Source organism: Nautilia profundicola AmH, assembly GCF_000021725.1.
Classification (GTDB): Bacteria; Campylobacterota; Campylobacteria; order Campylobacterales; family Nautiliaceae; genus Nautilia; species Nautilia profundicola.
Genome location: NC_012115.1, coordinates 658,371 through 685,362, shown reverse-complemented (window position 1 = coordinate 685,362; position 26,992 = coordinate 658,371). Strand labels below are relative to the sequence as shown.

General features: G+C 33.2%; 28 protein-coding genes. 11 read left to right on the top strand and 17 right to left on the bottom strand.

Annotation, left to right across the window (positions count from 1 at the left end; translation table 11 throughout):
- Nucleotides 1–12: 12 nt before the first annotated feature.
- The gene (dnaJ, locus tag NAMH_RS03770; protein WP_015901879.1) at nt 13–1,107 is read left to right on the top strand and encodes a molecular chaperone DnaJ; all 1,095 of its coding nucleotides are present in this window, start codon (nt 13–15) and stop codon (nt 1,105–1,107) included.
- On the opposite strand, the gene NAMH_RS03765 is transcribed toward dnaJ, so the two are convergent.
- Genes NAMH_RS03765 through folD form a run of 3 tightly spaced genes read right to left on the bottom strand, consistent with a single transcriptional unit; the run spans nt 1,104 to nt 3,466 of the window.
- A complete protein-coding gene (locus tag NAMH_RS03765; RefSeq protein ID WP_015902541.1) occupies nt 1,104–1,766 on the bottom strand; it encodes a site-2 protease family protein in 663 nt (220 codons plus the stop codon). The two genes, dnaJ and NAMH_RS03765, sit on opposite strands and share 4 nt — an antisense overlap.
- Nucleotides 1,767–1,775: 9 nt before the next feature.
- Entirely contained in the window at nt 1,776–2,615 is an 840-nt protein-coding gene (lepB, locus tag NAMH_RS03760) for a signal peptidase I (protein ID WP_012663951.1), read from the bottom strand.
- Nucleotides 2,612–3,466 (bottom strand): bifunctional methylenetetrahydrofolate dehydrogenase/methenyltetrahydrofolate cyclohydrolase FolD, encoded by an 855-nt coding sequence (folD, locus tag NAMH_RS03755; RefSeq protein WP_015902602.1) that lies wholly within the window; start codon nt 3,464–3,466, stop codon nt 2,612–2,614. The genes lepB and folD overlap by 4 nt, the downstream gene beginning before the upstream one ends.
- Before the next feature lie 61 nt (nt 3,467–3,527).
- Here folD and NAMH_RS03750 point away from each other — a divergent pair, with 61 nt between their 5' ends.
- The 8 genes from NAMH_RS03750 (at nt 3,528) to NAMH_RS03715 (ending at nt 11,536) form a co-directional block, all read left to right on the top strand.
- The gene (locus NAMH_RS03750; protein ID WP_012663670.1) at nt 3,528–3,923 is read left to right on the top strand and encodes a c-type cytochrome; all 396 of its coding nucleotides are present in this window, start codon (nt 3,528–3,530) and stop codon (nt 3,921–3,923) included.
- Nucleotides 3,923–4,810: an HpcH/HpaI aldolase/citrate lyase family protein gene (locus NAMH_RS03745; protein ID WP_015902341.1), complete on the top strand. Its 888-nt coding sequence runs from the start codon at nt 3,923–3,925 to the stop codon at nt 4,808–4,810. Before NAMH_RS03750 ends, NAMH_RS03745 begins: the two co-directional genes overlap by 1 nt.
- A 109-nt stretch (nt 4,811–4,919) precedes the next feature.
- A complete protein-coding gene (locus NAMH_RS03740; RefSeq protein ID WP_015902098.1) occupies nt 4,920–6,779 on the top strand; it encodes a proton-conducting transporter transmembrane domain-containing protein in 1,860 nt (619 codons plus the stop codon).
- Nucleotides 6,776–7,696 carry a respiratory chain complex I subunit 1 family protein gene (locus tag NAMH_RS03735; RefSeq protein WP_015902840.1) on the top strand — a complete coding sequence of 307 codons (921 nt, stop codon included), beginning with the start codon at nt 6,776–6,778 and terminating at the stop codon, nt 7,694–7,696. Before NAMH_RS03740 ends, NAMH_RS03735 begins: the two co-directional genes overlap by 4 nt.
- A 1-nt stretch (nt 7,697) precedes the next feature.
- A complete protein-coding gene (locus NAMH_RS03730) occupies nt 7,698–8,285 on the top strand; it encodes a hydrogenase (protein WP_015902359.1) in 588 nt (195 codons plus the stop codon).
- Nucleotides 8,286–9,665, top strand: a complete 1,380-nt coding sequence (locus NAMH_RS03725) for a proton-conducting transporter transmembrane domain-containing protein (RefSeq protein ID WP_012663571.1) — start codon at nt 8,286–8,288, stop codon at nt 9,663–9,665.
- On the top strand, nt 9,662–11,026 hold the full coding sequence (locus tag NAMH_RS03720; RefSeq protein WP_012663705.1) for a hydrogenase large subunit: 1,365 nt from the start codon (nt 9,662–9,664) through the stop codon (nt 11,024–11,026). The genes NAMH_RS03725 and NAMH_RS03720 overlap by 4 nt, the downstream gene beginning before the upstream one ends.
- Nucleotides 11,027–11,035: 9 nt before the next feature.
- Complete coding sequence (locus NAMH_RS03715) at nt 11,036–11,536, top strand: NADH-quinone oxidoreductase subunit B family protein (protein WP_015902321.1); 501 nt, start codon at nt 11,036–11,038, stop codon at nt 11,534–11,536.
- A gap of 1 nt (nt 11,537) precedes the next feature.
- On the opposite strand, the gene NAMH_RS03710 is transcribed toward NAMH_RS03715, so the two are convergent.
- Genes NAMH_RS03710 through NAMH_RS03685 form a run of 5 tightly spaced genes read right to left on the bottom strand, consistent with a single transcriptional unit; the run spans nt 11,538 to nt 17,679 of the window.
- Nucleotides 11,538–11,942: an acyl-CoA thioesterase gene (locus tag NAMH_RS03710; protein ID WP_012663991.1), complete on the bottom strand. Its 405-nt coding sequence runs from the start codon at nt 11,940–11,942 to the stop codon at nt 11,538–11,540.
- An 8-nt stretch (nt 11,943–11,950) separates the two neighbouring features.
- On the bottom strand, nt 11,951–13,924 hold the full coding sequence (locus NAMH_RS03705; protein ID WP_015902450.1) for an EAL domain-containing protein: 1,974 nt from the start codon (nt 13,922–13,924) through the stop codon (nt 11,951–11,953).
- Nucleotides 13,917–15,395 (bottom strand): sensor histidine kinase, encoded by a 1,479-nt coding sequence (locus tag NAMH_RS09090; RefSeq protein WP_015901880.1) that lies wholly within the window; start codon nt 15,393–15,395, stop codon nt 13,917–13,919. Before NAMH_RS09090 ends, NAMH_RS03705 begins: the two co-directional genes overlap by 8 nt.
- Nucleotides 15,392–15,781, bottom strand: coding sequence for a hypothetical protein (locus NAMH_RS03690; RefSeq protein WP_041361545.1), 390 nt, complete (start codon nt 15,779–15,781; stop codon nt 15,392–15,394). The genes NAMH_RS09090 and NAMH_RS03690 overlap by 4 nt, the downstream gene beginning before the upstream one ends.
- Complete coding sequence (locus NAMH_RS03685; RefSeq protein ID WP_143709738.1) at nt 15,778–17,679, bottom strand: TonB-dependent receptor plug domain-containing protein; 1,902 nt, start codon at nt 17,677–17,679, stop codon at nt 15,778–15,780. Before NAMH_RS03685 ends, NAMH_RS03690 begins: the two co-directional genes overlap by 4 nt.
- A 78-nt stretch (nt 17,680–17,757) precedes the next feature.
- On the opposite strand from NAMH_RS03685, the gene glyS reads away from it, so the two are divergent.
- Both glyS and thiS read left to right on the top strand, forming a co-directional pair.
- A complete protein-coding gene (gene glyS / locus NAMH_RS03680) occupies nt 17,758–19,731 on the top strand; it encodes a glycine--tRNA ligase subunit beta (RefSeq protein ID WP_012663865.1) in 1,974 nt (657 codons plus the stop codon).
- Nucleotides 19,732–19,739: 8 nt separating this feature from the next.
- On the top strand, nt 19,740–19,940 hold the full coding sequence (gene thiS, locus NAMH_RS03675; RefSeq protein ID WP_015902378.1) for a sulfur carrier protein ThiS: 201 nt from the start codon (nt 19,740–19,742) through the stop codon (nt 19,938–19,940).
- Nucleotides 19,941–20,068: 128 nt separating this feature from the next.
- On the opposite strand, the gene ubiE is transcribed toward thiS, so the two are convergent.
- The 9 genes from ubiE to cbiM form a co-directional block, all read right to left on the bottom strand.
- Nucleotides 20,069–20,770, bottom strand: coding sequence for a bifunctional demethylmenaquinone methyltransferase/2-methoxy-6-polyprenyl-1,4-benzoquinol methylase UbiE (gene ubiE / locus NAMH_RS03670; RefSeq protein ID WP_012663513.1), 702 nt, complete (start codon nt 20,768–20,770; stop codon nt 20,069–20,071).
- A gap of 46 nt (nt 20,771–20,816) precedes the next feature.
- A complete protein-coding gene (gene hypE, locus NAMH_RS03665; RefSeq protein WP_015902695.1) occupies nt 20,817–21,794 on the bottom strand; it encodes a hydrogenase expression/formation protein HypE in 978 nt (325 codons plus the stop codon).
- A 44-nt stretch (nt 21,795–21,838) separates the two neighbouring features.
- A complete protein-coding gene (gene hypD, locus NAMH_RS03660; RefSeq protein WP_015901945.1) occupies nt 21,839–22,957 on the bottom strand; it encodes a hydrogenase formation protein HypD in 1,119 nt (372 codons plus the stop codon).
- A 17-nt stretch (nt 22,958–22,974) separates the two neighbouring features.
- On the bottom strand, nt 22,975–23,289 hold the full coding sequence (locus tag NAMH_RS03655) for a HypC/HybG/HupF family hydrogenase formation chaperone (protein WP_015902536.1): 315 nt from the start codon (nt 23,287–23,289) through the stop codon (nt 22,975–22,977).
- 32 nt (nt 23,290–23,321) lie between these two features.
- A complete protein-coding gene (gene hypB / locus NAMH_RS03650; RefSeq protein WP_015901731.1) occupies nt 23,322–24,032 on the bottom strand; it encodes a hydrogenase nickel incorporation protein HypB in 711 nt (236 codons plus the stop codon).
- A gap of 211 nt (nt 24,033–24,243) precedes the next feature.
- A complete protein-coding gene (locus tag NAMH_RS03645) occupies nt 24,244–25,005 on the bottom strand; it encodes an energy-coupling factor ABC transporter ATP-binding protein (protein WP_012663795.1) in 762 nt (253 codons plus the stop codon).
- A gap of 26 nt (nt 25,006–25,031) precedes the next feature.
- The gene (locus tag NAMH_RS03640; protein ID WP_015902381.1) at nt 25,032–25,568 is read right to left on the bottom strand and encodes an energy-coupling factor transporter transmembrane component T; all 537 of its coding nucleotides are present in this window, start codon (nt 25,566–25,568) and stop codon (nt 25,032–25,034) included.
- The gene (locus tag NAMH_RS03635; RefSeq protein ID WP_041361542.1) at nt 25,565–25,867 is read right to left on the bottom strand and encodes a PDGLE domain-containing protein; all 303 of its coding nucleotides are present in this window, start codon (nt 25,865–25,867) and stop codon (nt 25,565–25,567) included. The genes NAMH_RS03640 and NAMH_RS03635 overlap by 4 nt, the downstream gene beginning before the upstream one ends.
- Nucleotides 25,864–26,505, bottom strand: coding sequence for a cobalt transporter CbiM (gene cbiM / locus NAMH_RS03630; protein ID WP_041361541.1), 642 nt, complete (start codon nt 26,503–26,505; stop codon nt 25,864–25,866). The genes NAMH_RS03635 and cbiM overlap by 4 nt, the downstream gene beginning before the upstream one ends.
- Between the last annotated feature and the right edge of the window lie 487 nt (nt 26,506–26,992).

The following is a 26,992-nucleotide window of genomic DNA, read 5'->3' as shown; positions in this document are numbered from 1 at the left end:
TAGGAGGGGCAGTTGGATTATTATGAAATATTAGGTGTTGAAAGAACTGCTACAAAAGTAGAAATCAAAAAAGCCTATCGCAAACTCGCAATGAAATACCACCCTGACAAAAACCCGGGTGACAAAGAAGCCGAAGAGATGTTTAAAAAAATAAACGAGGCTTACCAGGTTTTAAGCGATGACGAAAAAAGAGCAATTTACGACAAATACGGTAAAGAAGGTCTTGAAGGACAGGGATTCAAAACAGATTTCGATTTCGGTGACATCTTCGATATGTTTAACGATATATTCGGAGGCGGTTTCGGAGGAGGTAGAGCCGAAGTTCAGATGCCTTACGATATAGATAAAGCTATAGAAGTTACGCTTGAATTTGAAGAGGCCGTATACGGTGTGAGTAAAGAGATTGAAATAAACTATTTTAAACTCTGTCCGAAATGCAAAGGCAGCGGAGCGGAAGAAAAAGAAACATGCCCGAGCTGTCACGGAAGAGGCACAATAATCATGGGCAACGGATTTATGAGAATTTCCCAAACCTGTCCTCAGTGCAGCGGCAGAGGATTTATAGCCAAAAAAGTATGTAACGAATGTAGAGGCAAAGGTTATATAGTTGAGAGTGAAACCGTAAAAGTCGACATCCCTGCCGGAATAGACACCGGAATGAGAATGAGGGTAAAAGGCAGAGGTAACCAGGATATCAGCGGGTACAGGGGTGATTTATATCTAATATTCAATGTAAAAGAATCAAAAATTTTCAAAAGAAAAGGAAACAATTTAATCGTAGAAGTTCCTATCTTCTTTACAAGTGCAATTTTGGGTGATACGGTGAAAATACCGACACTCAGCGGGGAAAAAGAGATTGAAATTAAACCTCATACAAAAGACAACACCAAAATAGTTTTCAGAGGTGAAGGAATCGCCGATCCGAACACCGGATACAGAGGTGACTTAATCGCAATCCTTAAAATCGTCTACCCTAAAAAACTCACAGATGAGCAAAGAGAACTTCTTGAAAAACTGCATAAAAGTTTCGGAGGCGAGATTAAAGAACATAAAAGCATATTAGAAGAAGCAATTGATAAAGTAAAAAGCTGGTTTAAGGGTTCTTAACCCAAAAGCCAGCCTATTAACACATACGCAGGATAAAAGAAATAATTGCTTAATGGTGTAAACAATACTATCATTAAAATAATCATCCCATACGGTTCTATCTTATTGTAAAATTCGGCTATTTTATACCATTTAAACTGTAATGAAAGGTATTTAACTGCGTTTGCTCCATCAAGCGGAGGAATCGGAAACATATTAAACACCGCCAGAATTACATTAATAATAACCATATACATCAAAAACATATATAAAAACAGACTGATAAACCCGTCCGGCTTACCTACAACACCGATAAGCGTCGAAGCTACAACCGCCAGGGTTAAATTATAAACAACACCTGCGATTGAAACGTTAAAAGCACCTATATACCCGCCTCTGTTTACCACTGTAAAAATATTCACCGGTACCGGTTTGGCCCATCCGAAAACGATCGGATCCGCCACACCCGCCAGTTTTTGAGAAACAAAAAGAATTATCGGAAAAACAATACTTCCGAACGGGTCTATATGTTTTAGAAGATTTATACTAAGCCTCCCCTCTTTTGTTGCCGTCAAGTCACCGTAATATTTGGCGACAAGCCCGTGCATAATCTCATGCCCGACAATGGCTATAATAAAAGCAAATGCCAAAGCGGCATATTTAATTATATAAAACTCCAACTTATTCCCTTATTTCGCATTTGCTTTTGGATTGCATCCTGCTGTAAGGTATGGTTTTTTACCTTCACGCAGCTCTTCTTCAATCTCATCAATGGTTTTTCCTACCCTGTTCCATCTGATTGTGTAATTCGGACAGTTTTCCGCTTCGTCTTCACCAGGTTTTTGCATAACCCAGCTCATATAAATAAACCAAGGTTTACCCACTATCAGTTTATAAGGCACAGGTCCCCAGAATCTGCTGTCGTTACTGTGGTCTCTGTTGTCACCCATCATAAAATAGTTGTCTTTCGGAACAATTATAGGTCCGTAATTTATAACCTCTTCAGGAAAATCTACATGCGGGTCGTGATGTACACCCGGATGCAGTGTCATATACGGGTTCATCACCCATTTTTCTCCGTTTATATCCACAACTGCGGCTTTCATTTTTTTGGCAAATTCAACTGTCTGTTGGTCGCTGTTTTGAACTCTTAGATATAAATTTTTATCTCTAACCATAAGTTTATCCCCGCCAACAGCCACACATCTTTTAACAAAATGCATCTTAGGGTTTACAGGGAATCTAAAGATTACAATATCTCCCCTTTGAGGTCTCGGACCGTCTATTAAATGCCCGTCACCCCTGAAATCAGGAAGCACCGGTATTTCAAGCCATGGAATATGAGGAATCGGAACTCCGTATGCAAATTTTTTCGCAAACAGAGCGTCACCCGGAAGAAGCGTTCTTTTCATACTTCCGCTTGGAATCACAAACGCCTGAGCCAAAAAGAAAATAATAAGAAGTACAATAACAATAGTACCGGTCCATGTATTGGACCAGTTATAAAGTTTTTTCAGTTTTTCTTTCATTTAACCTCTTTCGCAAAGTTTTTAGCGGCTTTTACCGTGTTTTTAAGAAGCATTGCTATTGTCATAGGTCCTACACCGCCAGGCACGGGAGTTATATATGACGCCTTTTTGCTAACATTTTCAAAATCAACATCACCCACAAGTCTTCCGTCTTCAAGTCTATTGATTCCTATATCAATTACTATTACACCGTCTTTAACCATATCAGCTGTAATAAGGTTCGGTTTTCCTACACCTACGATTACGATATCAGCTCTTTTTGTATGTGCTGCTAAATCTTTTGTTTCGATATGGCAGATATCAACAGTCGCCCATGCGTTTACAAGTAGCGCCCACATAGGTTTACCTACGATATTACTCGCACCTACGACACATACGTCTTTTCCTTTAAGGTCAATTTCATACTCTTCAAATATTTCCATTACACCAAGCGGTGTACAAGGAGCAAACGTATCAAGACCTTCTACAAGTCTACCCATATTGTACGGATGGAAACCGTCAACGTCTTTGCTTGGGTCCACCGCTTCGAGGATTTTGGTAGTATCTATATGTTTTGGAAGAGGCAGTTGAATTAGAAGTCCGTGAATATTCGGATTTTCATTAATCATTTTGATTGTTGAGAGTAGCTCTTTTTCCGTAATACTTTCAGGAAATTCATGCACTACACTGTAAATTCCTACTTTTTGACATGCGTTTCTTTTCATTTTTACATATGTATGACTTGCCGGATCATCACCTACAAGTATCACCGCAAGACCAGGAGTAATACCTTTGGTTTTAAGTTCGTCAACTTCTTTTTTTAAATTGTCTTTTATTTTTTCGGAGAGTTTTTTTCCATCAAGAATTGTCATTATCTTTCCTTTTTGATAAAATGAGAAATATTTGAAATTTTAACATAAAAGGTAGAAGTTAATGTTAATTCGCTTAAGTTTTATATTTTTATTCTCTCTTCTTTTTGCAAAAAATGATGAATGGTTTATTACAAACCTCGAATACGGAAAAATGCTTTATAATAATCCAAGGGGAATTAGCTGTGCAAAATGTCACGGTTCAAAAGGTCAGGGGAAAATAATAACTTCTTTTATAAATTCAAAAGGTAAAAAAGAAATAATCAAAACTTATCCATTTAAAAAATTAACATTTGAAAGACTGAAAAAAGCTTTATTTCACCAAATAAAAATTAAACCAATTATAAAACGCAACCCCGAATCACCTTTAAAATATATAAATATAATGCCTAAATATGACTATTTGACAGACAATGAAATAAAAGCAATTCTTTTGTATTTAACTTCAAAGGATAAATAATGGTTTTTAGCGATATTAATGAAATTCAAAACATTGTCGAATCAAATGATATAAAAAAAGCCGAACAACTGATCAAAGCCAACCGATTAGCGACTGTAACAACTCAAAAAAGAAGCATGTTAATGGTAAGCGGACATCAGGTAAAACACCTGAATAAAATAGATGAACTGCCGGCGGATGTTATTATGCTAAATCTTGAAGACGGCGTACCGAAAGAGAAAAAAGAAATTGCAAGGGTAATGATCGCAGTTTTCCTCTCAAATATAAAAAATCTAAATAAAGAAATAGTAATAAGGGTAAATCCTCTAAACGAAGGCGGGCTTGAAGATATCAAATATTTAAACAGACTCTCTTTTAACGCTTTTAGAATTCCAAAAGTCAATTCCGTAGAAGAAATAGACGATGTGTTTATGATAACCGATAAAGAAATACACGCGTCTATCGAGACCAAAGAGGCGTTTTTTAATCTAAAAGACCTAACCCATCCGAAACTCACTACTTTTTATATCGGAATATATGATCTTCTCAACGAATTAAACATAAATCACTCTGTTATTGAGCTTAACAATCCTTTGATTCACAGAATTTTAAGCGACTTTTCCCTTACCTGCAGGTATATGAATATCATACCTATAGGATTTGTGTATCAGCAGTATAAAGACTTAGACGGCTTTAAAAAATGGTGCCTGCTTCAAAAAAATCTCGGAATGCAGGGAGTGGGATGTATTACTCCGGCACAATGCGAAATAGCGAATAAAATATTCGGAGAAGATTTGAAATTTGCCAAAATGATAGTCGAGAGGTTCGAAAAAGAAGGCCCTTTTACAATTGACGGACTTTATGTGGACGAACCAATATACAAGAACTATAAACAAATAATTGAGTAATTTCGTGACAAATTTAAAATTTTAAATCGCTTTTAAGTAATTTATAAGCAAAAAGCAGTATAATTCCGTCAGTTTTTCTTTCCTTAAATTTTACTTAAAGGTAAAGTTAATGTTTAGTATGAATCCACTTTCTTTGTTGTTTCTTTTTTTAATACTTCTTGGAGTAATTCCAAATCTTTTTTATATGATAGGGTACTTATCTCATATAAAGAGAAAAACTCATTTTTTGATTCATTATTTTACGTTCATATTTTCAATGATAGGTGTCGTACTATCAAATGAAATACTTCCGTTTTTGTTTTTTTGGGAGCTTATGAGCCTTGCAAGCTGGCAATTAATTTTAACCGAACCGACTGACGAAGCGGTAAAAGCTGCAAGATTTTACTTTTTTATGACTCATTTCGGGTTTGTTTTTATTCTGCTTTTCTTTTTAATGCTTGGGGGAGATTCTTTATTTGCAAATTTTAAAACTTTAAAAGAGTTAGCCGCTGATTTTAAATACCCTACTTTACTCTTTTTACTCATAACCATAGGATTTTTAAGCAAAGCTGGAGTCGTACCGCTGCATGTATGGCTGCCGTACGCTCACCCGGCGGCTCCTTCTCCCGTATCCGCTCTTATGAGCGGAATAATGTTAAAAGTTGCAATTTATGCATTTTTAAAGTTTCTTTTTATTATTCCAAACTGGCAGATTGAATGGGGAGTGATTATTTTAGCGCTCGGGGCTGTTTCAAGCCTTGTAGGGGTATTGTATGCTATTGCAAGTCATGATATAAAAGCACTTCTCGCAAACCATTCAATCGAAAATATAGGAATTATCCTTATAGGAATCGGAGTTGGTATGATTTTCACATACCTTAAACTCCCTGCTCTTGCGGCATTTGCATTTATTGCCGCGCTATATCATACGTTTAACCATATGAGTTTTAAATCTCTTCTTTTTATGAGTGCCGGAAGCGTTTTATATGCCACCCACACAAAACATATAGAAAGCTACGGAGGACTTATAAAACTTATGCCGGTTACCGCTTTTATGTTTTTAATTGCAGCTATTTCAATCTCTGCACTCCCTCCTACAAACGGCTTTTTGAGTGAGTGGATGATATTTCAGAGCATGCTCAGCTCCAGCGGTATTGACAATTTAGTGCTAAAACTCTCATTTCCTTTTGCAATTTTTGCATTGGCTCTCACCGGAGGACTTGCTATAGCATGCTTTGTAAAGGCGTTTGGTATTACATTTTTGGGTCTAAGCAGAAGCAAAAACGCAAAACACGCAAAAGAAGTAAACAAATTAATGCTGACAGGGCAGATTCTTATGGCAGGAGTAGTTATTTCACTTATGCTTTTTATGCCTTTTTTTATAAAGATCATTAATCATTCTATGCCTGTTGCAGATATTTATCATAAACTTTTCCAAAATATCTGGGTTATGCATTCACTAAATTCAAACGGAGCGGTTGCCCCTCTTTTAATTTTAGGAGGACTTATAATTGTAGTTTTTGCAATATATGCGTTTTATAAATATTTAAACCCGAAAATTAGAATTTATCACACCTGGGCATGCGGATACAACACTACTCCTAAAAGCCAGTATTCAGCTACAGGATTTGCCGGACCTGTCAGAAGATTTTTTGAGTGGCTCTACCGCCCGGATATTCATACCCGCACCCAAACAATTGCAGGACACAAAACTAAATTTTCATCTTCACTTTATAAAGTGCATATTAAACCTCTTTTTGAAAAAAGTTTATACGATAATGTGGTAAAAGGACTGAATTATCTAAGCTATTTCGTATACAGACTGTCCCATTTTGAAAGACATAGATATTCAAGCCTTATTTTTATGCTTTTGATATTCGCCCTGTTTAGTTTCAGAGTGTTTTACAAAGAAATCAGTTGGGGAAATATAATGCTTGAAGGAATTGTAATGGCGATTTTTTATAAATTCCTGTTTGGAGAGAAAAAATGATAAATTATATTTTGACGATATCTCTTATATTTTTAATAGCTCCGTTTTTACTCGGGCTTACAAAATCAATAAAAATGTTTTTACTGTTTAAAAAGCCGATTAGTCCGTTTCAGCCGTATGCGGATTTTGTAAAACTTATTCATAAAGAGCTTGTTTATGCAAAAGAATCGAGCCAAATAAGCAGAATTGCCGTATTTATGATTTTATCTCCTATTATTGTGGTGGTATTTTTAATGCCTCCTGTTTTTCATGGAAGTTTTTACATCTCATTTATCGACGCATTTACCATTACCGGACTTTTATCTCTTTCAACGTTTTTTTTAATGCTTTTAGGGCTTGACAGTGCAAATGCGTTTGGAGGAATAGGCAGCAGCCGTGAAGCCTTTATTTCGGCACTTGTGGAACCCGCAATGATTTTAACGGTTTTCAGTATTTCACTGATCGGACAAAGTATAGGAATCAGTAAAGCAGTTTTAAACCTGAACGACTATTTTGATATAAACCACGCAGCAAGTTTTGTTCTGGCGGCAATCAGCTTTTTTATTATCCTGATTGCGGAAAATGGGAGAATTCCGATAGACAATCCGGAAACTCACCTTGAGCTTACAATGGTACATGAAGCAATGGTTCTTGAGAGTACAGGTGCCGATTTGGCGTTAATCGAAATGGCAAGCGCACTTAAATTTGCAATTTTCGCAACTCTGTTTGTAAGCCTGTTTTTACCTTTTGGGGTGAATCTATGCTGGTGCCTGGCTGTTACGGTTTTTATTCTTAAACTTATTTTAGTATCGGTTGCAGTGGCTCTTGTTGAAGTAAACACTGCTAAATTGAGACTTTTTAAAGTGCCTAATCTTCTGGGAATTGCGATAATTTTCGGATTTTTATCACTATTTATCTATTATGTGGTGGGAGAGTAAAATGATAAACGTATTAATAGGCTTTTTTATTGCCGTACTTATTGCTTCGCTTTTTACAAACAGACTCTTCAGACTCTATTTCTGGTATGGACTTAATTCCCTTATTTTGGGGAGTATTGCAATAGTAATCGGAAAACACCTTGGAAATGAAGAGCTGGTAATTATGGGTATCATTACAATAATTATAAAATTTTTAGTTATCCCGCTTGTATTAAAAAAAATAACTATAAGATTTAAAATCAATAGAGATATATCACAGATTATAAAAATTCAGTATTTAACGATAATCGTTCCGATTGTTTTGGTATTTACATATTATCTGATTACGCCTGTTTTAGATTCATTTACAACACATCCGAATTTTGTGGCAATTTCAATAAGCTCGCTTTTTCTTTCACTTCTTTTGATAATGGAACACAAAAAAATGATTGCAAAAATTATGGGCTTTTTATTTATTGAAAACTCTTTGTTTTTACTCGGAATTGTCGCGACAAACGGAATGCCTTCACTAATTGAGCTTGGGGTGTTTTTTGATTTGATGATGTTTATTTTAATTATCAACCTACTTTTTAAATATCAAGGAGAATAAATGGAATTTCTTTTTGTACCTCCGCTAATAGTTTTTGTTTTAAGTTATTTTAAAATAAGCAGGAAATTAATGGCATTTACAGCTTCAACAATATTTTTCGGAGTAATATATACGGTTACCCACCCTTTTGTAAACGACTATTTTTATATTGATAAATTAGGAAGTTTTGTTCTTGTTGTATCTTCAATAGTAGCCGTTGCGGTTTTTGCTTCAATGATTTCATTGCCTGATAGAATCAAACTTAATGAAAAATCAATTAAAAGGTTTTACAGATTCTTTGCGGTTTTTTGGATAGGAATAATTATCTCAATCCTTTCAAACAATATGGGGCTTTACTGGGTAGGACTTGAATTTGCGACTTTATCAACCGTATATATGATAAAAGTAAAAGTTTCAAAAGAAGCAGACATTGAAGCATGGAGATATCTAATAGTCGGAGCTATCGCAATTTCTCTTATTCTTTTTGGAATAATTTTAATTTACGCCGCAAGCAAAGATGTTTTGGGTGAAAATGCTATGAACTTTTACTCACTAATTAACAACACGCAAAAAATAAACGAATATCTTTTTGAGCTCGGATTTATATTCGTAATGATAGGAATGTTTATTAAAATGGGATTTTTTCCGATGAATTTGTGGCTGGCAGATATTGAAAGAGCTTCAGTTTATCAGGTGGGAGCACTCTTCAGCGGTATACTTGAGAGTGCTATAATTTTAGGGTTTTTCAGGTTTTCAATGATAGAAAAACATATCAATTATTCACACTTAATCGCAATCGGATACATTTATATCTTAATAACTCTCTTTTTTGTAAGTTTTTTAATCTATAGGGCAAAAGATTTTGTTCGTCTTTTTTCACTTTCTGGAATTGAACATATGAGTTTAATAGCTCTATTTTGGATAAGCGGAGGATATTTTGCGACACTTCTTCACTTCGCCGCTCACGCTTTTATGAAACCGGGTCTTTTTATAAGCTCACAAATTTTAGAACAAAACAAAAAATATATATTTAAAGGAACATTAAAAAATCTCAACAAATTTGCCGCTTTTATGATTGCCGCTATGTTTTTAGGAGTAATTTCTCTACCTCCAAGCCCTATGTTTTTCAGTGAAATATACGGATTTAAAACGATGGTTGACATTGCAAAAGATTCAAATTATTTCTTTTTAATGATTGGAACCGTTTTTATTCTTTTAATGTTGCTTAGCATTATCTTTTACAGATTCGTTCATATTTATCAGAATATGCAATACGTAAGAGAAGAAAAAGAAAAAAAAGTTTATAAAAGCGAAATAATCGCAGTTTTTATACTATTCATCTCAACTGCTTTTCTTCTATTGCCACAAAGTTTTGATTTTATCGAAGGGATTATGAAATGAGATTAATTGCCAGATTTGCACTTGATAAGTTAGAGAATTTTGAAATTATTGACGTTTATGAGAGTAAAATCGAACGCCAAAGCGTAGATAAAAAAAATCCGACAGTTAAATCACTGATGTCAAAATACCCGTCAGCCATATGGATGGAGAGAAAAATCAAAGACGAATTCGGAATAGAATTTGAAGGGGCGTTTGATACAAGACCTCTTGTAAAACATGAAAGATTTCCAAAACACATATATCCTTTAAGAAAAGATTTTAATAAAAAAGAGATTGATTTTACAGTATTCACTCCTTACAAATACGAAGAAATTGAAGGAGATAACGTTTTTGTGGTACCTGTAGGACCTATTCATGCAGGAATTATAGAACCCGGGCATTTTCAGTTTTCCCAGGCGGGCGAAGAGATACTTCATCTTGAAGTTAGGCACTATTACAAGTACCGCGGAATTGAAAAAATGGTTGAGGGTAAAAAAGTAAATGAAATCAAAAAAATAGTTGAAAGAATAAGTGGAAATGAAAGTATTGCCTATCAAATTGCCTTTATGGATATTTTATCTCAGGCAAGTGAAATTGAAATTCCGAATTCCCTTAAACAAAAATATTTCACCCTGCTTGAACTTGAAAGGATTATCCATCACTTAACTGATTTAGGATTTATACCAAACGACGCGGGATTTGGTGCGGCTCTTGCTTTTATGAGTAAACTTACTGAAGAAGCAAGAAGAGTTATGGCAAAAATTACAGGGCACAGATTCGGATTCGGGGCAATAAAAGAGGAAGTTGAAATAGACTATCAAGAACTTACCAAATTTATTGATTATTTAAAAAAAGAAGTTGAATTTTTTGAAGACTGGATAAATGATATTGCAAGTCTTTGGGACAGATTTAATACCACAGGGGCTTTAAGCAGACAAAAGGCTGCAAAATACGGAGTTGTGGGTGTGACGGCGAGAGCCAGTGGAGTTGAACTTGATGTAAGAAACAATCTTTTTTATAAAAACTTCGGATATAAAATGCAGCTTGGGAAAAAAGGCGAAGTATCAGATAGATTTAGAGTAAGAATAAAAGAAGTTTTAAATTCAATTGAAATGATTAAAAATTTCAAAACCGATAAAAAAGAAAAATTAATGCTTAATGAATTTAAAGACGGAGAATATATGAGTTTTGTAGAAAGTTCTATCGGTGAGCTTTTTATGTATATGAAAATTAAAGACGGAGTAGTCGACAGATTTTACGTACGTGACCCTTCACACATAAACTGGCAGGCGTTTCACACGACAATTTACAAAGATATTATCGCGGACTTTCCACTTATTAATAAAAGTTTCGATTTAAGTTATGCCGGAAACGATTTGTAAAGGATAAAAATGCTAAAATTCTGGGAAAAGAGAATTCAAACGGGAATAGTTACTGAAAATTTAGAATTTGATAGGGAACTTAAAGAGATAAAAAAACAGATAAAAGATAAAATTAAAAAACATTTCGCCGGAAGCCTTGCAATAAGAATGGTTGATAGCGGAAGCTGTAACGCATGCGAAGCTGAATGTAACGCTTTAAGCAATCCTTATTATGACTTAGAGAGGCTTGGAATACATTTTGTTGCAAGTCCAAGACACGCGGACGTTATGTTTTTAAGCGGAGTAATGACAATGAATATGTACCATCATGCAATAGACTGTTATAACCAGATGCCGTCTCCTAAATGGGTAATAGCAATTGGTGAGTGTGTAAAAGATATGGGTGTTTTTGAAAAAACATATGCAATAAAAGGAAACGATTTAAAAATAGATTATTTTATCCCGGGATGCCCTCCAAGCCCAAAAGATATAATAAAAGGGCTTTTGAAATTTTTAAAAACATTTGAATAAACTAACCTACAAAAAATTTCTCAATAATATCTTCAGGTATTCTTTTAGGCCTCTGTGTTTTAAAATCCACAAAAACCCACTCACTGAATCCTGAAGTTATAAGTTTGTCATTTTTATAAATTTCATATTTTCTGATTACAAGCAGTTTTTTTACCTCATCAATCCATGTTCTCAAAACAAGCTCGTCACCTTCAAATGCCGGGAGTTTATATTCTATGCAATGTTTTTTGGCAACCCAGCTTACTCCATGAGTTTTATAGTATTCAACACCGAATCCCTCGTGTGTTGAGTGTTCCATTGCAACATTAATCATCCACTCAAGGTATTTCAGATTATTAACATGTCCGTTAAAATCAATATCTTTACTACTTACAATAATTTTTTTTTCATAAATTTTAGGTTTCATTTTGTTCCTTATAATTTTAGTCTTTCCGGCTTTCCGAAGTAATATCCTTGGGAATAATCAACTCCAAGTTCTTTTACAGTTTTAAAAATTTCTTCATTTTCAACAAACTCGGCTATAGTTTTAATCTCATTTGCTTTAGCAAATTCTACAATTGATTTTACTACACTGTAAGAAAATTTATCTTTATGAATATCTTTTATTAATGTACCGTCAAGTTTTAGAAAATCAGGCTTGTAATTAATAAGTCTTATAAAATTCGAATATCCGCTTCCAAAATCATCAATCGCTATTGTTACGCCTAAATCTTTAATTTTAGTAATAAACTCCTCCAACACATCATATTTTTCTACATCTGCATCTTCAAGCAATTCAAATGTTACATATTTGGCAAATTCTTTGTTTTTACTTAACATCTCATAAATAAGTTCTCTTACTATTTCTTTTTCTATATCAATTTCGGAAATATTAATACTTATATCGTAATCTTTAAATTTTTTAACAATATCAAACGCTTCACTTAATACTATTTCCGTAATTTTTGAATAGTAAATACCCTGTTTTGCAACATCAATAAATTTAGACGGAGGTATGATTTTATTATCATATTCGATTCTTACTAATGTCTCATATTTTACAATGCGTTTCGTACTGTTTTCTATAATCGGCTGATAAAAACAAATAATATTTTTGTTATCAATTGCTTCTTTTAGAATATGAAGAATCTGCAGGTTTTCCTGAGCTATTTTTTTCTCTTTCGCAAGTAAACCATCCGCAATTAAAAAAGAATCTTTATTATTTTTAATTTTATTCATACCTATTCTGGTGTTTTCAAAAGCTTCTTTACCTTTGGAAACACACATTATTACAGTAATATCATATAAAAACTCTCCTATATCCAATTGGGAGTAATTAATTTTTCTTTGTATTTGTTTAAGTTCATTAATATATTCCTCATAACTTTTTGAATTATTTGCCAAATCTGTAACAATCGCATACTCACCCTCATCCAAGTCAAATATTTTATCAATACCATCAGGCAACAGATCTTTTAAATAATCTTCAAATTTATGTTCAATTGTTTCAGCAATTTTTTCACCGAAAAAGTTCCTGAAACTTTGAAAGTTTTCAATTTCAATTAATGCTACAAAAGGTTCTTTTGCATTTTCCAAATAATCATATAAAAGCTTTTTAGGTTTCATCATTTCACTTATGTCGTAACATATGGAAATTAATTCGATAATATTCCCGTTTTCATCTAATATAGGACTGATTAATGCTTTAATATAAATGATTTTTCCATTTTTATCTTTACATTTAATTATTTCACTAAATAAATTTTTTTCATTTATTATACTTTCCCAAAATTTTTCAATTTCATCTTGCATCTTTTCTGCATTATAAATCATATGATGTATTTCTTTACCAATGATTTCTTCTTTTGGATAACTGAAAATTTTACAAAATTCATTGTTTACATATGTGAATTTTTTATTGGTATCAAATTTAGCAACCATAACACTTTTATCAACAATATTTTGATACTGTTTTAGTAAATTTTCAAACTCTTTGGCTTCTTTTTTTAATAAAAGATTGTGTGTGATTTTTTTAAGAATATCTATAAACTGCTCTATTTCAAAAGGTTTTAAAATAAACCCATCCACACCTAACTTGATTGCTTCTATAAAATAATCAGTTTCATTATAAGCGGATACTACTAATGCATTAATTTCCGGACTTATTTCTTTAATTTTTTTTATCATTTGAAGCCCGTTTAACTTCGGCATATTTATATCAGTTATAACAAGGTCGATCTTGTTGTTTTTGAATTTCTCCAAACCTTCTTCACCGTCCGAAGCTGTTATTACTTTTTTAAAAAATCTTTCAAAAATAATTTTAGTTTCTTCTAATGCGTCTTTATTATCTTCTACATACAATACGTTAAAGTTTTTAGTAAATTCAATAATTTTTTGTAGTTCACTCATGATCAACCTTTAATTCAATTCTAAATACCGCACCTACTTCGCTATTAAATGCGTAAAGTTTGCCTTTTAATCTTTCTTCAACAATCTGTTTACTCATATAAAGACCAAGCCCCGTTCCGTTTCTTTCATCTTTTGTAGTGAAGTAAGGATTGAATATTTTATCTATTATATCTTCTCTTATTCCTCCACCATTATCTTCTATATCAATGATACATAAATTCTTTTTATAATCATAATAAACTTTAATTTTTATATACGGGTCTTGTATTTTTCTTTCTTTTAATATATCTTCGGCGTTTCTTATTATATTTAATAAAACCTGTTTTAATTCGTTTGGAAACGTTTTTACTTTTTTCTTGCATTTTATATCTTGAATAATTTTTATGTTTTTATTTTCAATAGATGGTTTTGCAATGTTTAATGTTTGTTCGATTATATTTTTTAAATCAACAGATTGAACGGAATCTTCCCTTCTATAAAACTTTCTAAAATCATCAATGGTATTACTCAAATGCTGAATAAGCTCTTCAATTTTTATAATAGATTTTTTAATCTCTTTTTCATTAATATCACCTAAATCAAAATCAATTTTTAATTGTGAAATAATTAAGCTCATAACATTTAAAGGTTGCCTCCATTGATGAGCAATCATACTCAAAAGTTCTCCCATCAACGCCATTCTTGACTGTAAAATCAGCTGTTTTTCTTTTTCCCTGTTTTTTTGAATTTCTTCCTGAACTTTGTCTTCAAGAGTATCATTTAAAATTTTCAACTCTTTTATAAGGTTTTGCATCTCTTTTTGTCTTTTCCAGTCATAAAACAAAAAGAACACTAAAATAACTACAGAAATAATCATTACAAACAATATAACTTTTAAATTACTTTTTAATATTTGAAGATTATCATTAATCACATTTAACGGTAATGTTGAAAAATCAACGACAATAATATAACTTACTCTATTAAATTTAACTACCGGATACAAATAAGTTGTCCATATGTCATTTATTTTTTGTTTGAATATTACAGGCTCTTTAGTTGCTAATACTTTATACCAATATTCACTTTTTAAAGGTTCGAATTTTTCATTAAAAGCAAATTTATCTTTTTGATTTAAACTTCCGTCTGCAAGCACTCTGAAAAACTGTTCTTTTTCCGGTTTATAAACAATAAAAATATTTTTTATTTTAACCGTTATAAAACTGCTTAAATATAGATTAAGTTCTTTTCTTGCTTTAATATCTTTTTTTAATTTTTCTGATAAGTCTTTACCGTATTTAATATCAATATATCTTTCAATGTTTTTCATAAAATACGAAATTTCTGAAATCTGATATTTATACAAATCATTACTAATTCTTTTTTCCGTTTTCTGGAACATATTGGAAACCCACAATAAAAAACCGATCATCACTACTACCAAAAAACTTAATACATATGTAGTGGTATTTTTTAATTCAATCTTTTTCATTCCAAAAACTCCTCAAATTCAGGAGTAATAGTTAATTTATATTTTAAAATCATATTTTTTCTTAGTCTAAGCTGCGGTCTACCTTTTCTCCAATAAAATGCACCGATTGCATTTTTATGCCGTTTATATTCATAATAATCAAGTAAAAAATGCGGTTTATTTTTACACGCTTTGCTAATACCAAGCACAATATCTGCTTTATTACAATCATCAACATTTTTTAAAAAAATAGAATGGAGTTTTTTGTATTTAGGATTTTCCGTATAAACATAGACAATTTTTTTATTAAACAAAGAAGTAAACAGTTTTGTAAACAGTTTAACTTCGGTATCTTGTGCATACAGCAAACATGCGACTGTAATAATCACACTAAATATTATCCTCAAAACCAATACTCCATTCCTATTGTAATTTTCCTATCAATAAGCTGTACATTCGTTGTCTGTAAATTATTAGGATCAAAATTAATTATTCTGTAAAAAGAATTTTCATAAGCATTATTAAATATATTTTCTCCTTTTAGTGAGAAAGTAAGGTTTCTACTGTAATTATATTTCACACCAAGACTGACATCTATACCACTTTTTTTGTTCTTTTCTCCATCCACTTTATATTCATTGTTTTGATAAACGATATTTTCAAAAAAGTCGAATCTTTTATACCTGTGAGTATTCAATAAAATCACTCTGTGACTTCTGTTCAAATTAATGTTTTCTAATTTCAAATAAATATAATTTATAATAAAATCATTAATCTCATCATAATTTTTATGAAATTTCAAATCAATCATTTTTACATAAATATTTTTATCGTATGAGCTCAAACTTCCATCTGTTTTTGCAATTGGAAAATTTTTATTTATTCCGTAAAATCCTACTAATTGTATATCGCTTTCGTCGTCAAATATCTTTTTATATTTACCGATCACAACATCATTTTTTTGAGGTTTTAGCACATTCGCACCAAAAAGAGTTTTATACAAATATGGAGGTACCGTATACTCGATATGATGAAAAGATAATTTAATTATATTTTTACTATTAGGCAGATATGTTGAAACAATTTTATATTGGTGTAGGTTGTAATCGTTTACCACATCATTAAAATATCTACTAAATTCATATCCGAATGTTACAATATGATTTCTTTTTATCTGAATATTATCTTCGATAAAAAGATTTATAATGTTTTGTTTTTTTATTCCATTATAATCAATTGCGGAATCATTTACATAAAGATTATAATAATCCATTGATTTATTTCTAAAACTTGCTCCGTAAATAATTCTTTGTTTATTTAATGATTTTTCGTTACTAATTTTAAGTGTATTTACTAAATCATATCCTTTTACATATACTTTTTGAACAGGTGTGAAATATGGATAAGTATCGATTTTTTGTAAAAACAAGCCGCTATTTTCATAATAATATATATCATCGACCATATAATCTATTGTATATTTAAAATTCAACGTATTTAATTTATGTTCTATGCCAAAATGGACTTCTTTATATTTTTGATACCCCTCATCCAACTCACCGTCCATACTAATACCCATAAACGGGTCTTGGTTTTGATATATCGCATTTAATAAGTAGTTTGTATTATTGTTTTTATATGTCCATAAAAAATGATAGTTTTTATTATCTCTTGAAACGTTAACTCCATCTAAATCAACAAGTTTATGATTTACTTCACTGTGTGAAAAGTTTATATAATAATTTTTTTTATTGTCAGCCATTTCAAAACTCTGTGAATTTGAACCATATGTCCCATATGAAAAAGATACCTTTTTACCTTCATCCCTTCTTGGCTGTTTTGAATAAAGTTTGATAATAACATAAGCCGGTTCAGTTGTTATTTTATATGACGGAGAAAGATAATAAATTTCAATATGATCTACAAATGATAAATTGATATTACCCAATAAGAACAATCCATTATCATATTTAGCGGTTGTAATTTCCTGATTATCTATAAACACCCTTACTCCGCTGCTTGCATACGGAAGATTGTTAGCACTCCAGGGATCAAGTACACCATATCTGCTTATTTCATACCCTACAACTGTATTTTTTAATATGTCTCTAAGATATCTTGCTTGCATCATATCAAGCTGATATCTTGTTATAACATACGATATTCCTGCACTTTCCTGCTTTGTTTGTTGTGATAGGTCTTCTTTTTTTTCTATTTCATTAAGTAGTGTTTTTATACTATTATTTGCAGCAAAAACTATATTCAGCAGTATGAGTAACAATACAACAACCTGCATTTTTTTCATCCCTTCCCCGAATAAAAATAACTGATTTACAAATTATAACAACAATTTTGCTAAAATTACAAACAAAAAGGAAACTTGATGTTAAAACCCTTATTAATAGAAATAGGAGTTGAAGAGCTTCCGGCAATTCCACTTTTAAAAGAACTGCCAAACATTGAAAAAAAATGGCTTGACGTTTTAGAAAAATATGATTTAAAAGCAACTTTCAGTTTTTACTACACTCCAAGAAGACTTACACTATGGCACAGGGAATTCCCCGTAAAACAAGAAGACAAAACAGAAGAAATCTGGGGAGCTCCGAAAGAAATAATTGAAAAAAACCCGAAAGCTCTCGAAGGTTTTGCAAAAAAATGCGGTATTTCGGTTGATGAAGTAACTTTCAAAGCCAAAGGCAATAAAGAATTTGCATATTTCCAAAAAGAAGTAAAAGGAAAAGAAGCTAAAGAACTTCTGCCTCAAATGATAAACGAATGGCTAAACTCTTTGAGTTTTGGAAAAACTATGAAATGGGGAGAATGCGAAGCGGAATTTATAAGACCTGTAAGATGGATACTCTGTATGCTCGAAGACGAGGTTATAGAATTCGACGCATACTGCGTAAAATCATCAAACATTACAAAACCGCACAGAATTTTCAAAGACGATATTGAAATCGGTTATGTAGGCGATTATTTCTGCAGACTCGATAAACACGGCGTTATCCTATATCAGGATGAAAGAAAAGCCAAAATTTTAAGGGAAATCGAAAAACTTGAAAAAGAAAACGGTATCAAAGTGGAAATTGACGAAGATCTTTTAGCGGAAATCGTGGCAATCACCGAATACCCAACACCACTTCTTGGGAAATTTGACGAAGAGTTTTTGGTACTCCCGCCGGAAGTTATTATTACATCAATGAAAGAGCATCAAAGATATTTCCCTGTATATAAAGATGGCAAACTTACAAACGCTTTTGTGGTTGTAAGCAACGCCTATACGGATAATTTCGACAAAATCATTGCAGGTAACGAAAAGGTACTCAGAGCAAGACTTTCTGACGCACTATTTTTCTGGGAAAACGACCTTAAAAACGGCTTAAGCATAGAAGGGCTAAAAGATATCGTTTATATGGACGGACTCGGAAGCGTATACGACAAAGTAAAAAGAGAAGAAAAAATAGCCGAAATCTTGGCTGACAAATTCTCTGCAGATAAAGACAAACTCCTAAAAGCCGTAAACCTTGCAAAAGCCGATCTCTTAACGGAAATGGTTTATGAATTTACGGAACTTCAGGGTGTTATGGGGTATTATTACGCAAAAGCTGCAGGCATTGAGGATGAAATCGCAGTTGCGATCAAAGAACAGTATACGGATGAAGCCAGCAATAAAACATCGGCACTTCTAAACATCGCAAGAAACCTTGATACTTTAATGGCGCTTTTCAGCATAGGTAAAATTCCAAAAGGAAACAAAGATCCGTTCGGACTCAGACGTGCTGCAAACTACATAATAAAAATAGCAAATGAAAACGACATTGACCTTGATATTAAAGATATTATCAACGAACTCAAAGACAATTACAAAGACTTCGATACAAACTCACTTGTTGATTTCATTTTCGAAAGACTGTATAAATTCTATAACGTAAACCCTTCTGTTATCAGAAGCGTACTGGCCACTGGTGAAAGCAACCTCAGAGAAATAGACAAAAAAGTAAAACTGATTAACGAAATGGTAAATTCTGAAGGCTTCAAAGAGCTTTCAAGCACATTCAAAAGGGTTGCGAATATTGTAAAAGATTTTGATTTAAATTCTATAAACGTTGATGAGAGTCTGTTTGAAAAAGAAGAGGAAAAAGCCCTTTGGGATGAATTTAAAAAAGTAAAAGAAATCAAAAACCTTGAAGAAAAACTTGATTTCCTTGTATCGCTCAAACCTTTAATCGATAAATTCTTTGACAACGTAATGGTAAATGTGGATGATGAAAAAGTAAGACACAACAGAAAAAGCCTTATAGCGTCAATCTATAAAGAATTCCTTGATATTGCGGATATTAAAGAAATCACTCTTTAAGGAATACAATGAAAATAATTATAAACGGACACGAAAAAGAAATACAACAAAACACAACCGTCAAACAGCTTTTGGAAGATCTGAAAGTTCTTGATAAAACAATGGCGGTTGCCGTTAATATGAAAATTGTAAAAAAAGACGACTGGGATAAATACACACTTCAGGAAAACGACAAAGTAGAAGCTCTTAATTTCGTAGGAGGAGGATAATCTCCTCCTTTTAATTGCATTCAACTGGAGAACAAATCAAAATAAATATATAAGAAAAAAAATAATTTCAAAACTGCACACATTTATAATGTCAGACACTTATAAAAGAAAAGTAAAGGGAACTTCCTTTACTTTTTAAATATAAACACTCCAACCTGACCGAAGTTAAAACTGTCGCTTTTTATAGTTTTAAATCCCTGTTCCTCAAATAAACTCACAAGCTGGCTCGGAGTGTAAAAATTCTCAATCGAATTTGGCAGATATTCATACGCTTCTTTGTTTTTACTGAGAATTCCGCCTATTTTAGGAAGAAATTTATTTGAATAAAAATCCACACATTTTCTAAATTTATTAGGATTTTCTGCTTTTACAAACTCCAGAACAAGAACTACCCCTCCGTTTTTTAAAACCCTGTGAAACTCTTTTATAGCTTTTTTGATTTCAAGCACGTTTCTTATTCCAAACGATATACTTATACCGTCAATCGTACCACTTTGACAAGGAATATCCGTCGCATATGCCTGATAAAACTTAAGGTTTGAAAATCTTTTTTTCGCAACTTCAAGCATACCGCTGCTGGGATCAAGTCCGCAGATATGCGTTTTTATATTTTTTTTATCGGCTTCTTTTTGCCATATTTCAATCATATCCCCCGTCCCGCATGCGACATCCAAAATTTTCACTTCAGGTTTGTCTATAATTTCCAAAGTCTTTTTAATAGCGTTTTGACGCCATTTTTTATCAATTCCAAATGTTAAAACCCTGTTTACAAAATCGTATCTGTTCGCAATGGAATCGAACATTTGGACTATTTGTTCCTGTCTGCTCACGCTTTCTCCTAAATGATTATTCATACACAATTTTACCAAAAAAAAATTAACAAATCCTTGGTAAAAGTTCACCTTTTGGAAGTTCGATGTATCTTTTACTTCCCCAAGGAGATGTTAATACAACTTTCCTGTCATCCGTCACTTCCCCTATTATTGATGCGCTTGAATTGAATTTTTTTAGAATCTCTTCCGCTTTTTCGGCGTCTTTAGCATCTACTGCCACCACAAAAGTACCCTCGTTTGCCAAATCCATAGGCTCAAATCCGAATATTTCACAAAGTCCGATCACCTCATCCGAAATCGGCAGTTTCTCTTCGCTTATTTCAATTCCGACACCGCTTGCATCCGCCCATTCGTTAAGTACGGCACTCAGCCCTCCTCTTGTAGCGTCACGCATTGCTTTTATATCAATTCCTGCATTTATAAGAGTTTCAACCTCTTCCCATAAAACTTTGCAATCACTCTCGATATCCGTTTCAACCTCATATCTGTGCGCCATTACGACAGTCCCGTGTCTTCCGATATCACGGCTTACAATTACAACATCGCCCTTTTTAAGATTATGTGCGCTTATTCCTGGCTTAATAACAGTTCCTATTCCGGATGTGTTTATAAATATTTTATCCACGCTTCCCGCAGGCACCACCTTTGTATCACCCGCTACTATTTTAGCCCCTGCTTTTTCAAGCTCTTTTGCCATTGTTTTTACAATCTCTTCAAGTTCACCAAATTCAAGCCCTTCTTCAATCATAAATCCGCACGTTATATATTCAGGTTTCGCACCCATCATTGCTATATCGTTGCATGTTCCGGCAATTGCAAGTTTTCCGATATTGCCTCCGTTGAAAAATATAGGACTTACCGTAAAACTGTCCGTTGTAAAAGCCGTTTTTCCATTCATTTCCACAACGGCCGCATCTTCCGCACTTTCAAGCACAGGGTTTGAGAAGTTTTTATAAAAAAGATCATGAATCAGTTTGTTGGTCTCTTCTCCGCCACCGCCGTAAGCCAATGTTATTTTCATTGTTTTCCTTTTTGAATTATAATTTTTCACTTTTCATTTTTAACTTACCTTGCATACCTGTAATACGCATTACATGCACCCTCGTCACTTACCATACAACTTCCAAGAGGTGAGCTTGGCGTACATGCCGTTCCGAACACTTTACAGTCTGTCGGGTTTGCAAGACCTCTTAAAATCTGTCCGCAGATACAAAGTTTATGATCGTCAATCGGCTCATTCGGTAAAATATCCGCAAACACTTTTTCTGCATCAAACTCCGCATATTCGTCTCTTAGTTTCAATGCACTTTTCGGGATATCTCCAAGCCCTCTCCATCTGAACGTGTCTCTTACATCCATATATTTATCAATCATTTTTTGTGCCAACACGTTTCCGTCCCATGTTGTCGCACGTTTATATTGTATTTCCACTTTCGGCTCGCCTTTTAGTTTCTGGCGTACAAGCATCAAAATACTCTCCATCACATCCACCGGCTCAAACCCCGCTACTACAACAGGTGTATTATAACTGTCTACCAAAAACTGATAACTTTTAGCCCCGATTATTACACTGACGTGGCTTGGACCTATAAATGCGTTTATTTTAGCTTCACCGCTGTCCATTATTGCTCTCATAGGAGGCGGTACAAGTACATGGTTTATATGATAATAGATATTTTTAATACCTTCTTTAAATGCCCTTTCCATTAAAGCTGCAGTCATAGGTGTAGTCGTTTCAAACCCTATTGCGAAAAACACAACCTTTTTATCAGGGTTTTCTTTTGCAATTTTAAGAACGTCCAAAGTTGAATGAAGCGGTCTTACGTCAGCCCCTTCAGCCCTTACTTTCGCAAGCGAACTTTTACTTCCGGGCACTCTTATCATATCCCCTAAAGTCGCCAAAATAACACCGTCCTGCTTAGCAAGTTCGATTGCATGGTCGATTCTTTCTTTCGGCATTACGCACACAGGACACCCGGGACCGTGTATAAATTCTATATTTTCAGGCAAAAGCTGCTTGATCCCGTATTTCATAATAGTATGCGTATGTCCTCCGCATATCTCCATTACCCTCATAGGCTCTTTTAGACCTTTGGCTTCTTTTCTGATAAGCTCAGCCAAAGTTTTCATAGCGGTCGGGTCTCTGAATTTAAAATACAGATCTTTTAGTGTTAAATCACTCATTTTCGGCTCCATTCAGTTTATTGTTTATTTTCTTCTTCCTCCGGCTTATATAAAAGCGGGCCGTCTTCATTGACCAGTTTTTCTGGATCTATCGCAAAATCATCCTCCATTGCGGCTTCCGCCAGCATTTTATATACTTCTATACTCTCGAGGGCTTCTTTTTCATCAATTTTACCCATTGCGTATCCTACGTGAATAAGCACGTAATCTCCAGGTTTTACCTCTTCCTGGATCAAATCAAGACTAACCTGTCTTTTTACTCCAAGAGTATCAACTTCTGCTATATTGTTTTCATCTATACTCAAAACTTTACTCGGTATTGCAAGACACATATTTTCTCCTTTTAATTCTCAATTCCTCATTCTCAATTCTCAATTGACTTTAAGTGTTCTTCTCTTTTTTGTTTAATCCAATCTATTATTTCATCAAGCCCTTCGCCCGTTTTATTGTTTAGAAGTACTACCGGGACTCCAGGTTTTAGTTTTCTTGCGTTTTCAATTGCTCTTTCGATATTAAAATCAAAATAATCAACCATATCCGCTTTTGTAATAACGACTATATCGGCTTTTCTGAACATTACAGGGTATTTTTCGATTTTATCGTCACCTTCCGGAACACTTACGAATACCATATTGTAATGAGCTCCTACATCATAGCTTGCAGGACATACAAGGTTACCCACGTTTTCAATAAACGCAACTTCCACATCGTCAAACGGGAATTCAGGCATTGCGTGTTTTACCATTCCGGCATCAAGATGGCAGGCTCTTCCTGTCTGAAGCTGAAATGACCAGATACCTTTGTTTCTGATTCTCTCGGCATCTCTGCTCGTTTCCAAATCTCCTTCAATTACTCCGAATTTATACGGCAGTTTACCTGCTAAATTTTCAAGAGTTGTTGTTTTCCCGCTTCCGGGGGAACTCATCATATTAAAACATGTTATTTTATGTTCATCAAACTGTTTTCTGATTTCATCCGCCATAGCGTTGTTTTTAGAAAGAATTTTTTCAATTACGGTAACTTTATGTGATAACTGAGGGTTGTTTTTAATATCTTCATTGATAATTTCAGCCATATTGACTCCTTTTTTATTGCATTTTTTAAAATTTCATTTTGAGAAAACATCTGCACAACGTTACGGTCGAAATTTTTAATTTCGGGCACCGTAGTGAAGCCGTTTGAAAAAAATGAAATTTTAAGAAAATAACTATTCAATACACAGAATTATACCCTGAAATTTTAAAAAAAACTTAAAATCTAAATTTTCTTGTATAGGTTTTGGACTGTTAGAAGTGTAAATGGTAGTGTGAATGAATAAATTTTTTGTGTCTGTGTCTGTGTTTATGTATAAGGTTTGCCTGTAACAGTACATCGAGATTCTTCATAAGCTCTTCCATATCCCCGTCATAAACAATTTTATGCCCTTCATCCATTACAACCGCCCTGTCGCTCAGTTCATACGCCACCGCCAGATCATGAGTTGCGATAATTGCAGTAATGTCAAGATCATAAATAAAATCTATAAACCATCCTGTAGTTCTCGGATCCATAGCCGCAGTCGGTTCGTCAAGAAGCAGGAGTTTTGGTTCATACACCATAATGGAAGCAAGCATTACCTTTTGTTTTTCCCCACCGCTTAGTTCAAGAGGTGATTTTTTAAGCAGTTTTTCTATATTGAATTCTTTAGCTATCTCTATAACCCTGTCATCAACATTGTCAAATCCGAATTCTTTAAGAGAAAAAGCTATTTCATCATATACAGTCGGATTAAATATCATAGCGTCCGGATTTTGAAAAAGAATGCCTACCTTGCTTCTGAATTCCTTTTTAACTTTTCTTTTTTTAAGAGGTTTTCCCTCAAACCTGTACTCGCCTCTATTTAAAAAATAAAGCCTGGCAATCACCCTTAAAAGAGTCGACTTGCCGCTCCCGTTATTTCCCAACAAAACAAGTTTTTCTTTTTCCTTAACCTCTAAATTTATATTTTCAAGCGCTAAATTATCCTCATAATAAAAATATCCGTTTTTAATACTTACAATTTCATTCATCTTCTTCACTTTTCATTTTTAATTTTTCACTTTTCACTATCGAAAAAGCCTCTCGCCCTCATGGCAAGCGCTTTTTCTTTAGAATCCCTCATAGCCTTTTTGAAAAAAAACTTAAACGTATTTGCTATGAAATCTTTTTCTTTATCCCTTAAACTAATAACCCTTGATTTGAAAGCCATTCTGAAATCTTCAAAGGTTTTTTTATATGAAAAGATCTGCGACAATGTCATTGTCATCAAATAACTCAGATCTTTTGAAAAAGAAAAAAATTCAACAACATTTACCCTTTCAAAAAACCAGAAAACAAAATACGTCATTAAAAAAACTTTGAGGTTTATATATATTACATAATCCCATGGGTTAAAACTTTCAATATATCCCATCAGAACATAACCGACACTTACGCCTAAATTAAATAAAAATATTGAAACAATAACCCTTTTGCTCCTTTTTAGCATTTTTTTATAATCAATCGCCAATAAAACCAAAACTCCAAGGAGTATTGCTTCAATATTTTTTAAATATAAAAAAAGAAAGAAAAAAGCAATAAAAAATATTCTCACGCTTTTTTCCTTTTAACCATCAGATAAATAAAATAATAAATTGCAAATACAAGCACCGCACCCACGATCGCACTTATATAATAGCCCAATACATCATTCGCACCGGGAAGTGAATAATCAGGCAAAATATATTTCATATGAATAGAGTTTTCGATTTTCTCAATTCCCTGAGGCATAAACCCTAATACTTTTTCAAAATAACTGCTGTCCCACTCACCCCATGCAGGAGCGTCTGTCAATAGCCCTAACGGAACAAGCGCAATCAAAACCCCAAGCATTATATAAAGTTTCTTTTTCATGCCGCAATCCTTTGAATAGTTTTTTCGCCAACAAGTTTATATACTATTTGAGTAAGTATTCCTTCTGCAAACCCGATAATTAGATGAGCGCTTAGCATTGCAGGAATTGCAACTTTTAGCCCGAACGGGAAATATTCAGGATGCCCGTTTGAAACCCAAAACATAGGCTGAATACCAAGTACTATTCCAACAACCAGTGCAGAAGCCAAAATACCTACATACCCGGCTATGAAAGGTGCGAATTTATATTTTTTAAGTGCGTTAAATACGTAATAACCTACAAAACTTCCGACAAATCCCATTGATAAAGAATTAATTGCCCAGGCACTTATTCCTCCGTCTCCAAACACCACCGCCTGAATTAATAGCACAAGTGAAACCGAAACAAACCCCACCCAGGGACCGAACAGAATTGCAATCGCTACAGCACCAACTGCATGGGCGGACGTACCTCCGGGTACCGGAATATTAAACATCATAATTATAAAACTTAGTGCACTCAATGCTGCAAGAGTCGGAAGAGTCTCTTCGTTTAGTTTTTCTTTAAGTTTTTTAAACCCGTAATACCAAAATGGTGCCGCTACGGCATACGTTACCGCACAAGTTACAGGTGAAATATATCCGTCAGGAATATGCATTTTTTCTCCTTTTGATTTTTTTACAGTGAATTGTAACTCAGTTTTTTAAGAAAAAACTTAAAATTTTTATATTCTTATATATTTTTAGAACTTAAATTAAAGCAAATTGATTAAGTTTTAGTCCTATTTATATACAAGTACAAAAATTAGATCTGTTTCTTTTTCACAATCACAGTTCATACTTTTATAATTCAAAGCACAAAATTTTTAAAATTATCTAAACACTAAACTTATAATGCATAATACAAATTTAAACAATCAAAACTTAAATCACTTAAAATCTAAATATTGAAAACATCAAAAAACAACATTAATTTAATATATACAATGACAGACACTACAAAATCCAATAATATAATTTGCAATTCATTTATGCTTTAACTATTTTATTTGTAAAACAAACCGTTTGTATTTAAGCATCAAAAATAGTTTTAGAGTTGATACACCATACATACAATATAACAATATCACGTCTAACATATATACT

Excerpts from the sequence above, each read along its gene's own strand:
- NAMH_RS03645 (WP_012663795.1), bottom strand. The coding sequence starts at position 25,005 with ATGAATGAAATTGTAAGTATTAAAAACGGATATTTTTATTATGAGGAT.
- NAMH_RS03725 (WP_012663571.1), top strand. The coding sequence starts at position 8,286 with ATGGAATTTCTTTTTGTACCTCCGCTAATAGTTTTTGTTTTAAGTTAT.
- NAMH_RS03740 (WP_015902098.1), top strand. The coding sequence starts at position 4,920 with ATGTTTAGTATGAATCCACTTTCTTTGTTGTTTCTTTTTTTAATACTT.
- NAMH_RS09090 (WP_015901880.1), bottom strand. The coding sequence starts at position 15,395 with ATGAAAAAGATTGAATTAAAAAATACCACTACATATGTATTAAGTTTT.
- folD (WP_015902602.1), bottom strand. The coding sequence starts at position 3,466 with ATGACAATTCTTGATGGAAAAAAACTCTCCGAAAAAATAAAAGACAAT.
- NAMH_RS03655 (WP_015902536.1), bottom strand. The coding sequence starts at position 23,289 with ATGTGTCTTGCAATACCGAGTAAAGTTTTGAGTATAGATGAAAACAAT.
- NAMH_RS03710 (WP_012663991.1), bottom strand. The coding sequence starts at position 11,942 with ATGAAACCTAAAATTTATGAAAAAAAAATTATTGTAAGTAGTAAAGAT.
- hypE (WP_015902695.1), bottom strand. The coding sequence starts at position 21,794 with ATGAAAATAACATTGGCTTACGGCGGTGGCGGAGAAGAGACCAACAAA.
- NAMH_RS03635 (WP_041361542.1), bottom strand. The coding sequence starts at position 25,867 with ATGAAAAAGAAACTTTATATAATGCTTGGGGTTTTGATTGCGCTTGTT.
- hypD (WP_015901945.1), bottom strand. The coding sequence starts at position 22,957 with ATGAGTGATTTAACACTAAAAGATCTGTATTTTAAATTCAGAGACCCG.
- NAMH_RS03720 (WP_012663705.1), top strand. The coding sequence starts at position 9,662 with ATGAGATTAATTGCCAGATTTGCACTTGATAAGTTAGAGAATTTTGAA.
- lepB (WP_012663951.1), bottom strand. The coding sequence starts at position 2,615 with ATGAAAGAAAAACTGAAAAAACTTTATAACTGGTCCAATACATGGACC.
- thiS (WP_015902378.1), top strand. The coding sequence starts at position 19,740 with ATGAAAATAATTATAAACGGACACGAAAAAGAAATACAACAAAACACA.
- NAMH_RS03715 (WP_015902321.1), top strand. The coding sequence starts at position 11,036 with ATGCTAAAATTCTGGGAAAAGAGAATTCAAACGGGAATAGTTACTGAA.
- glyS (WP_012663865.1), top strand. The coding sequence starts at position 17,758 with ATGTTAAAACCCTTATTAATAGAAATAGGAGTTGAAGAGCTTCCGGCA.
- NAMH_RS03735 (WP_015902840.1), top strand. The coding sequence starts at position 6,776 with ATGATAAATTATATTTTGACGATATCTCTTATATTTTTAATAGCTCCG.
- NAMH_RS03685 (WP_143709738.1), bottom strand. The coding sequence starts at position 17,679 with ATGAAAAAAATGCAGGTTGTTGTATTGTTACTCATACTGCTGAATATA.
- NAMH_RS03745 (WP_015902341.1), top strand. The coding sequence starts at position 3,923 with ATGGTTTTTAGCGATATTAATGAAATTCAAAACATTGTCGAATCAAAT.
- NAMH_RS03730 (WP_015902359.1), top strand. The coding sequence starts at position 7,698 with ATGATAAACGTATTAATAGGCTTTTTTATTGCCGTACTTATTGCTTCG.
- NAMH_RS03750 (WP_012663670.1), top strand. The coding sequence starts at position 3,528 with ATGTTAATTCGCTTAAGTTTTATATTTTTATTCTCTCTTCTTTTTGCA.
- cbiM (WP_041361541.1), bottom strand. The coding sequence starts at position 26,505 with ATGCATATTCCTGACGGATATATTTCACCTGTAACTTGTGCGGTAACG.
- NAMH_RS03705 (WP_015902450.1), bottom strand. The coding sequence starts at position 13,924 with ATGAGTGAACTACAAAAAATTATTGAATTTACTAAAAACTTTAACGTA.
- hypB (WP_015901731.1), bottom strand. The coding sequence starts at position 24,032 with ATGGCTGAAATTATCAATGAAGATATTAAAAACAACCCTCAGTTATCA.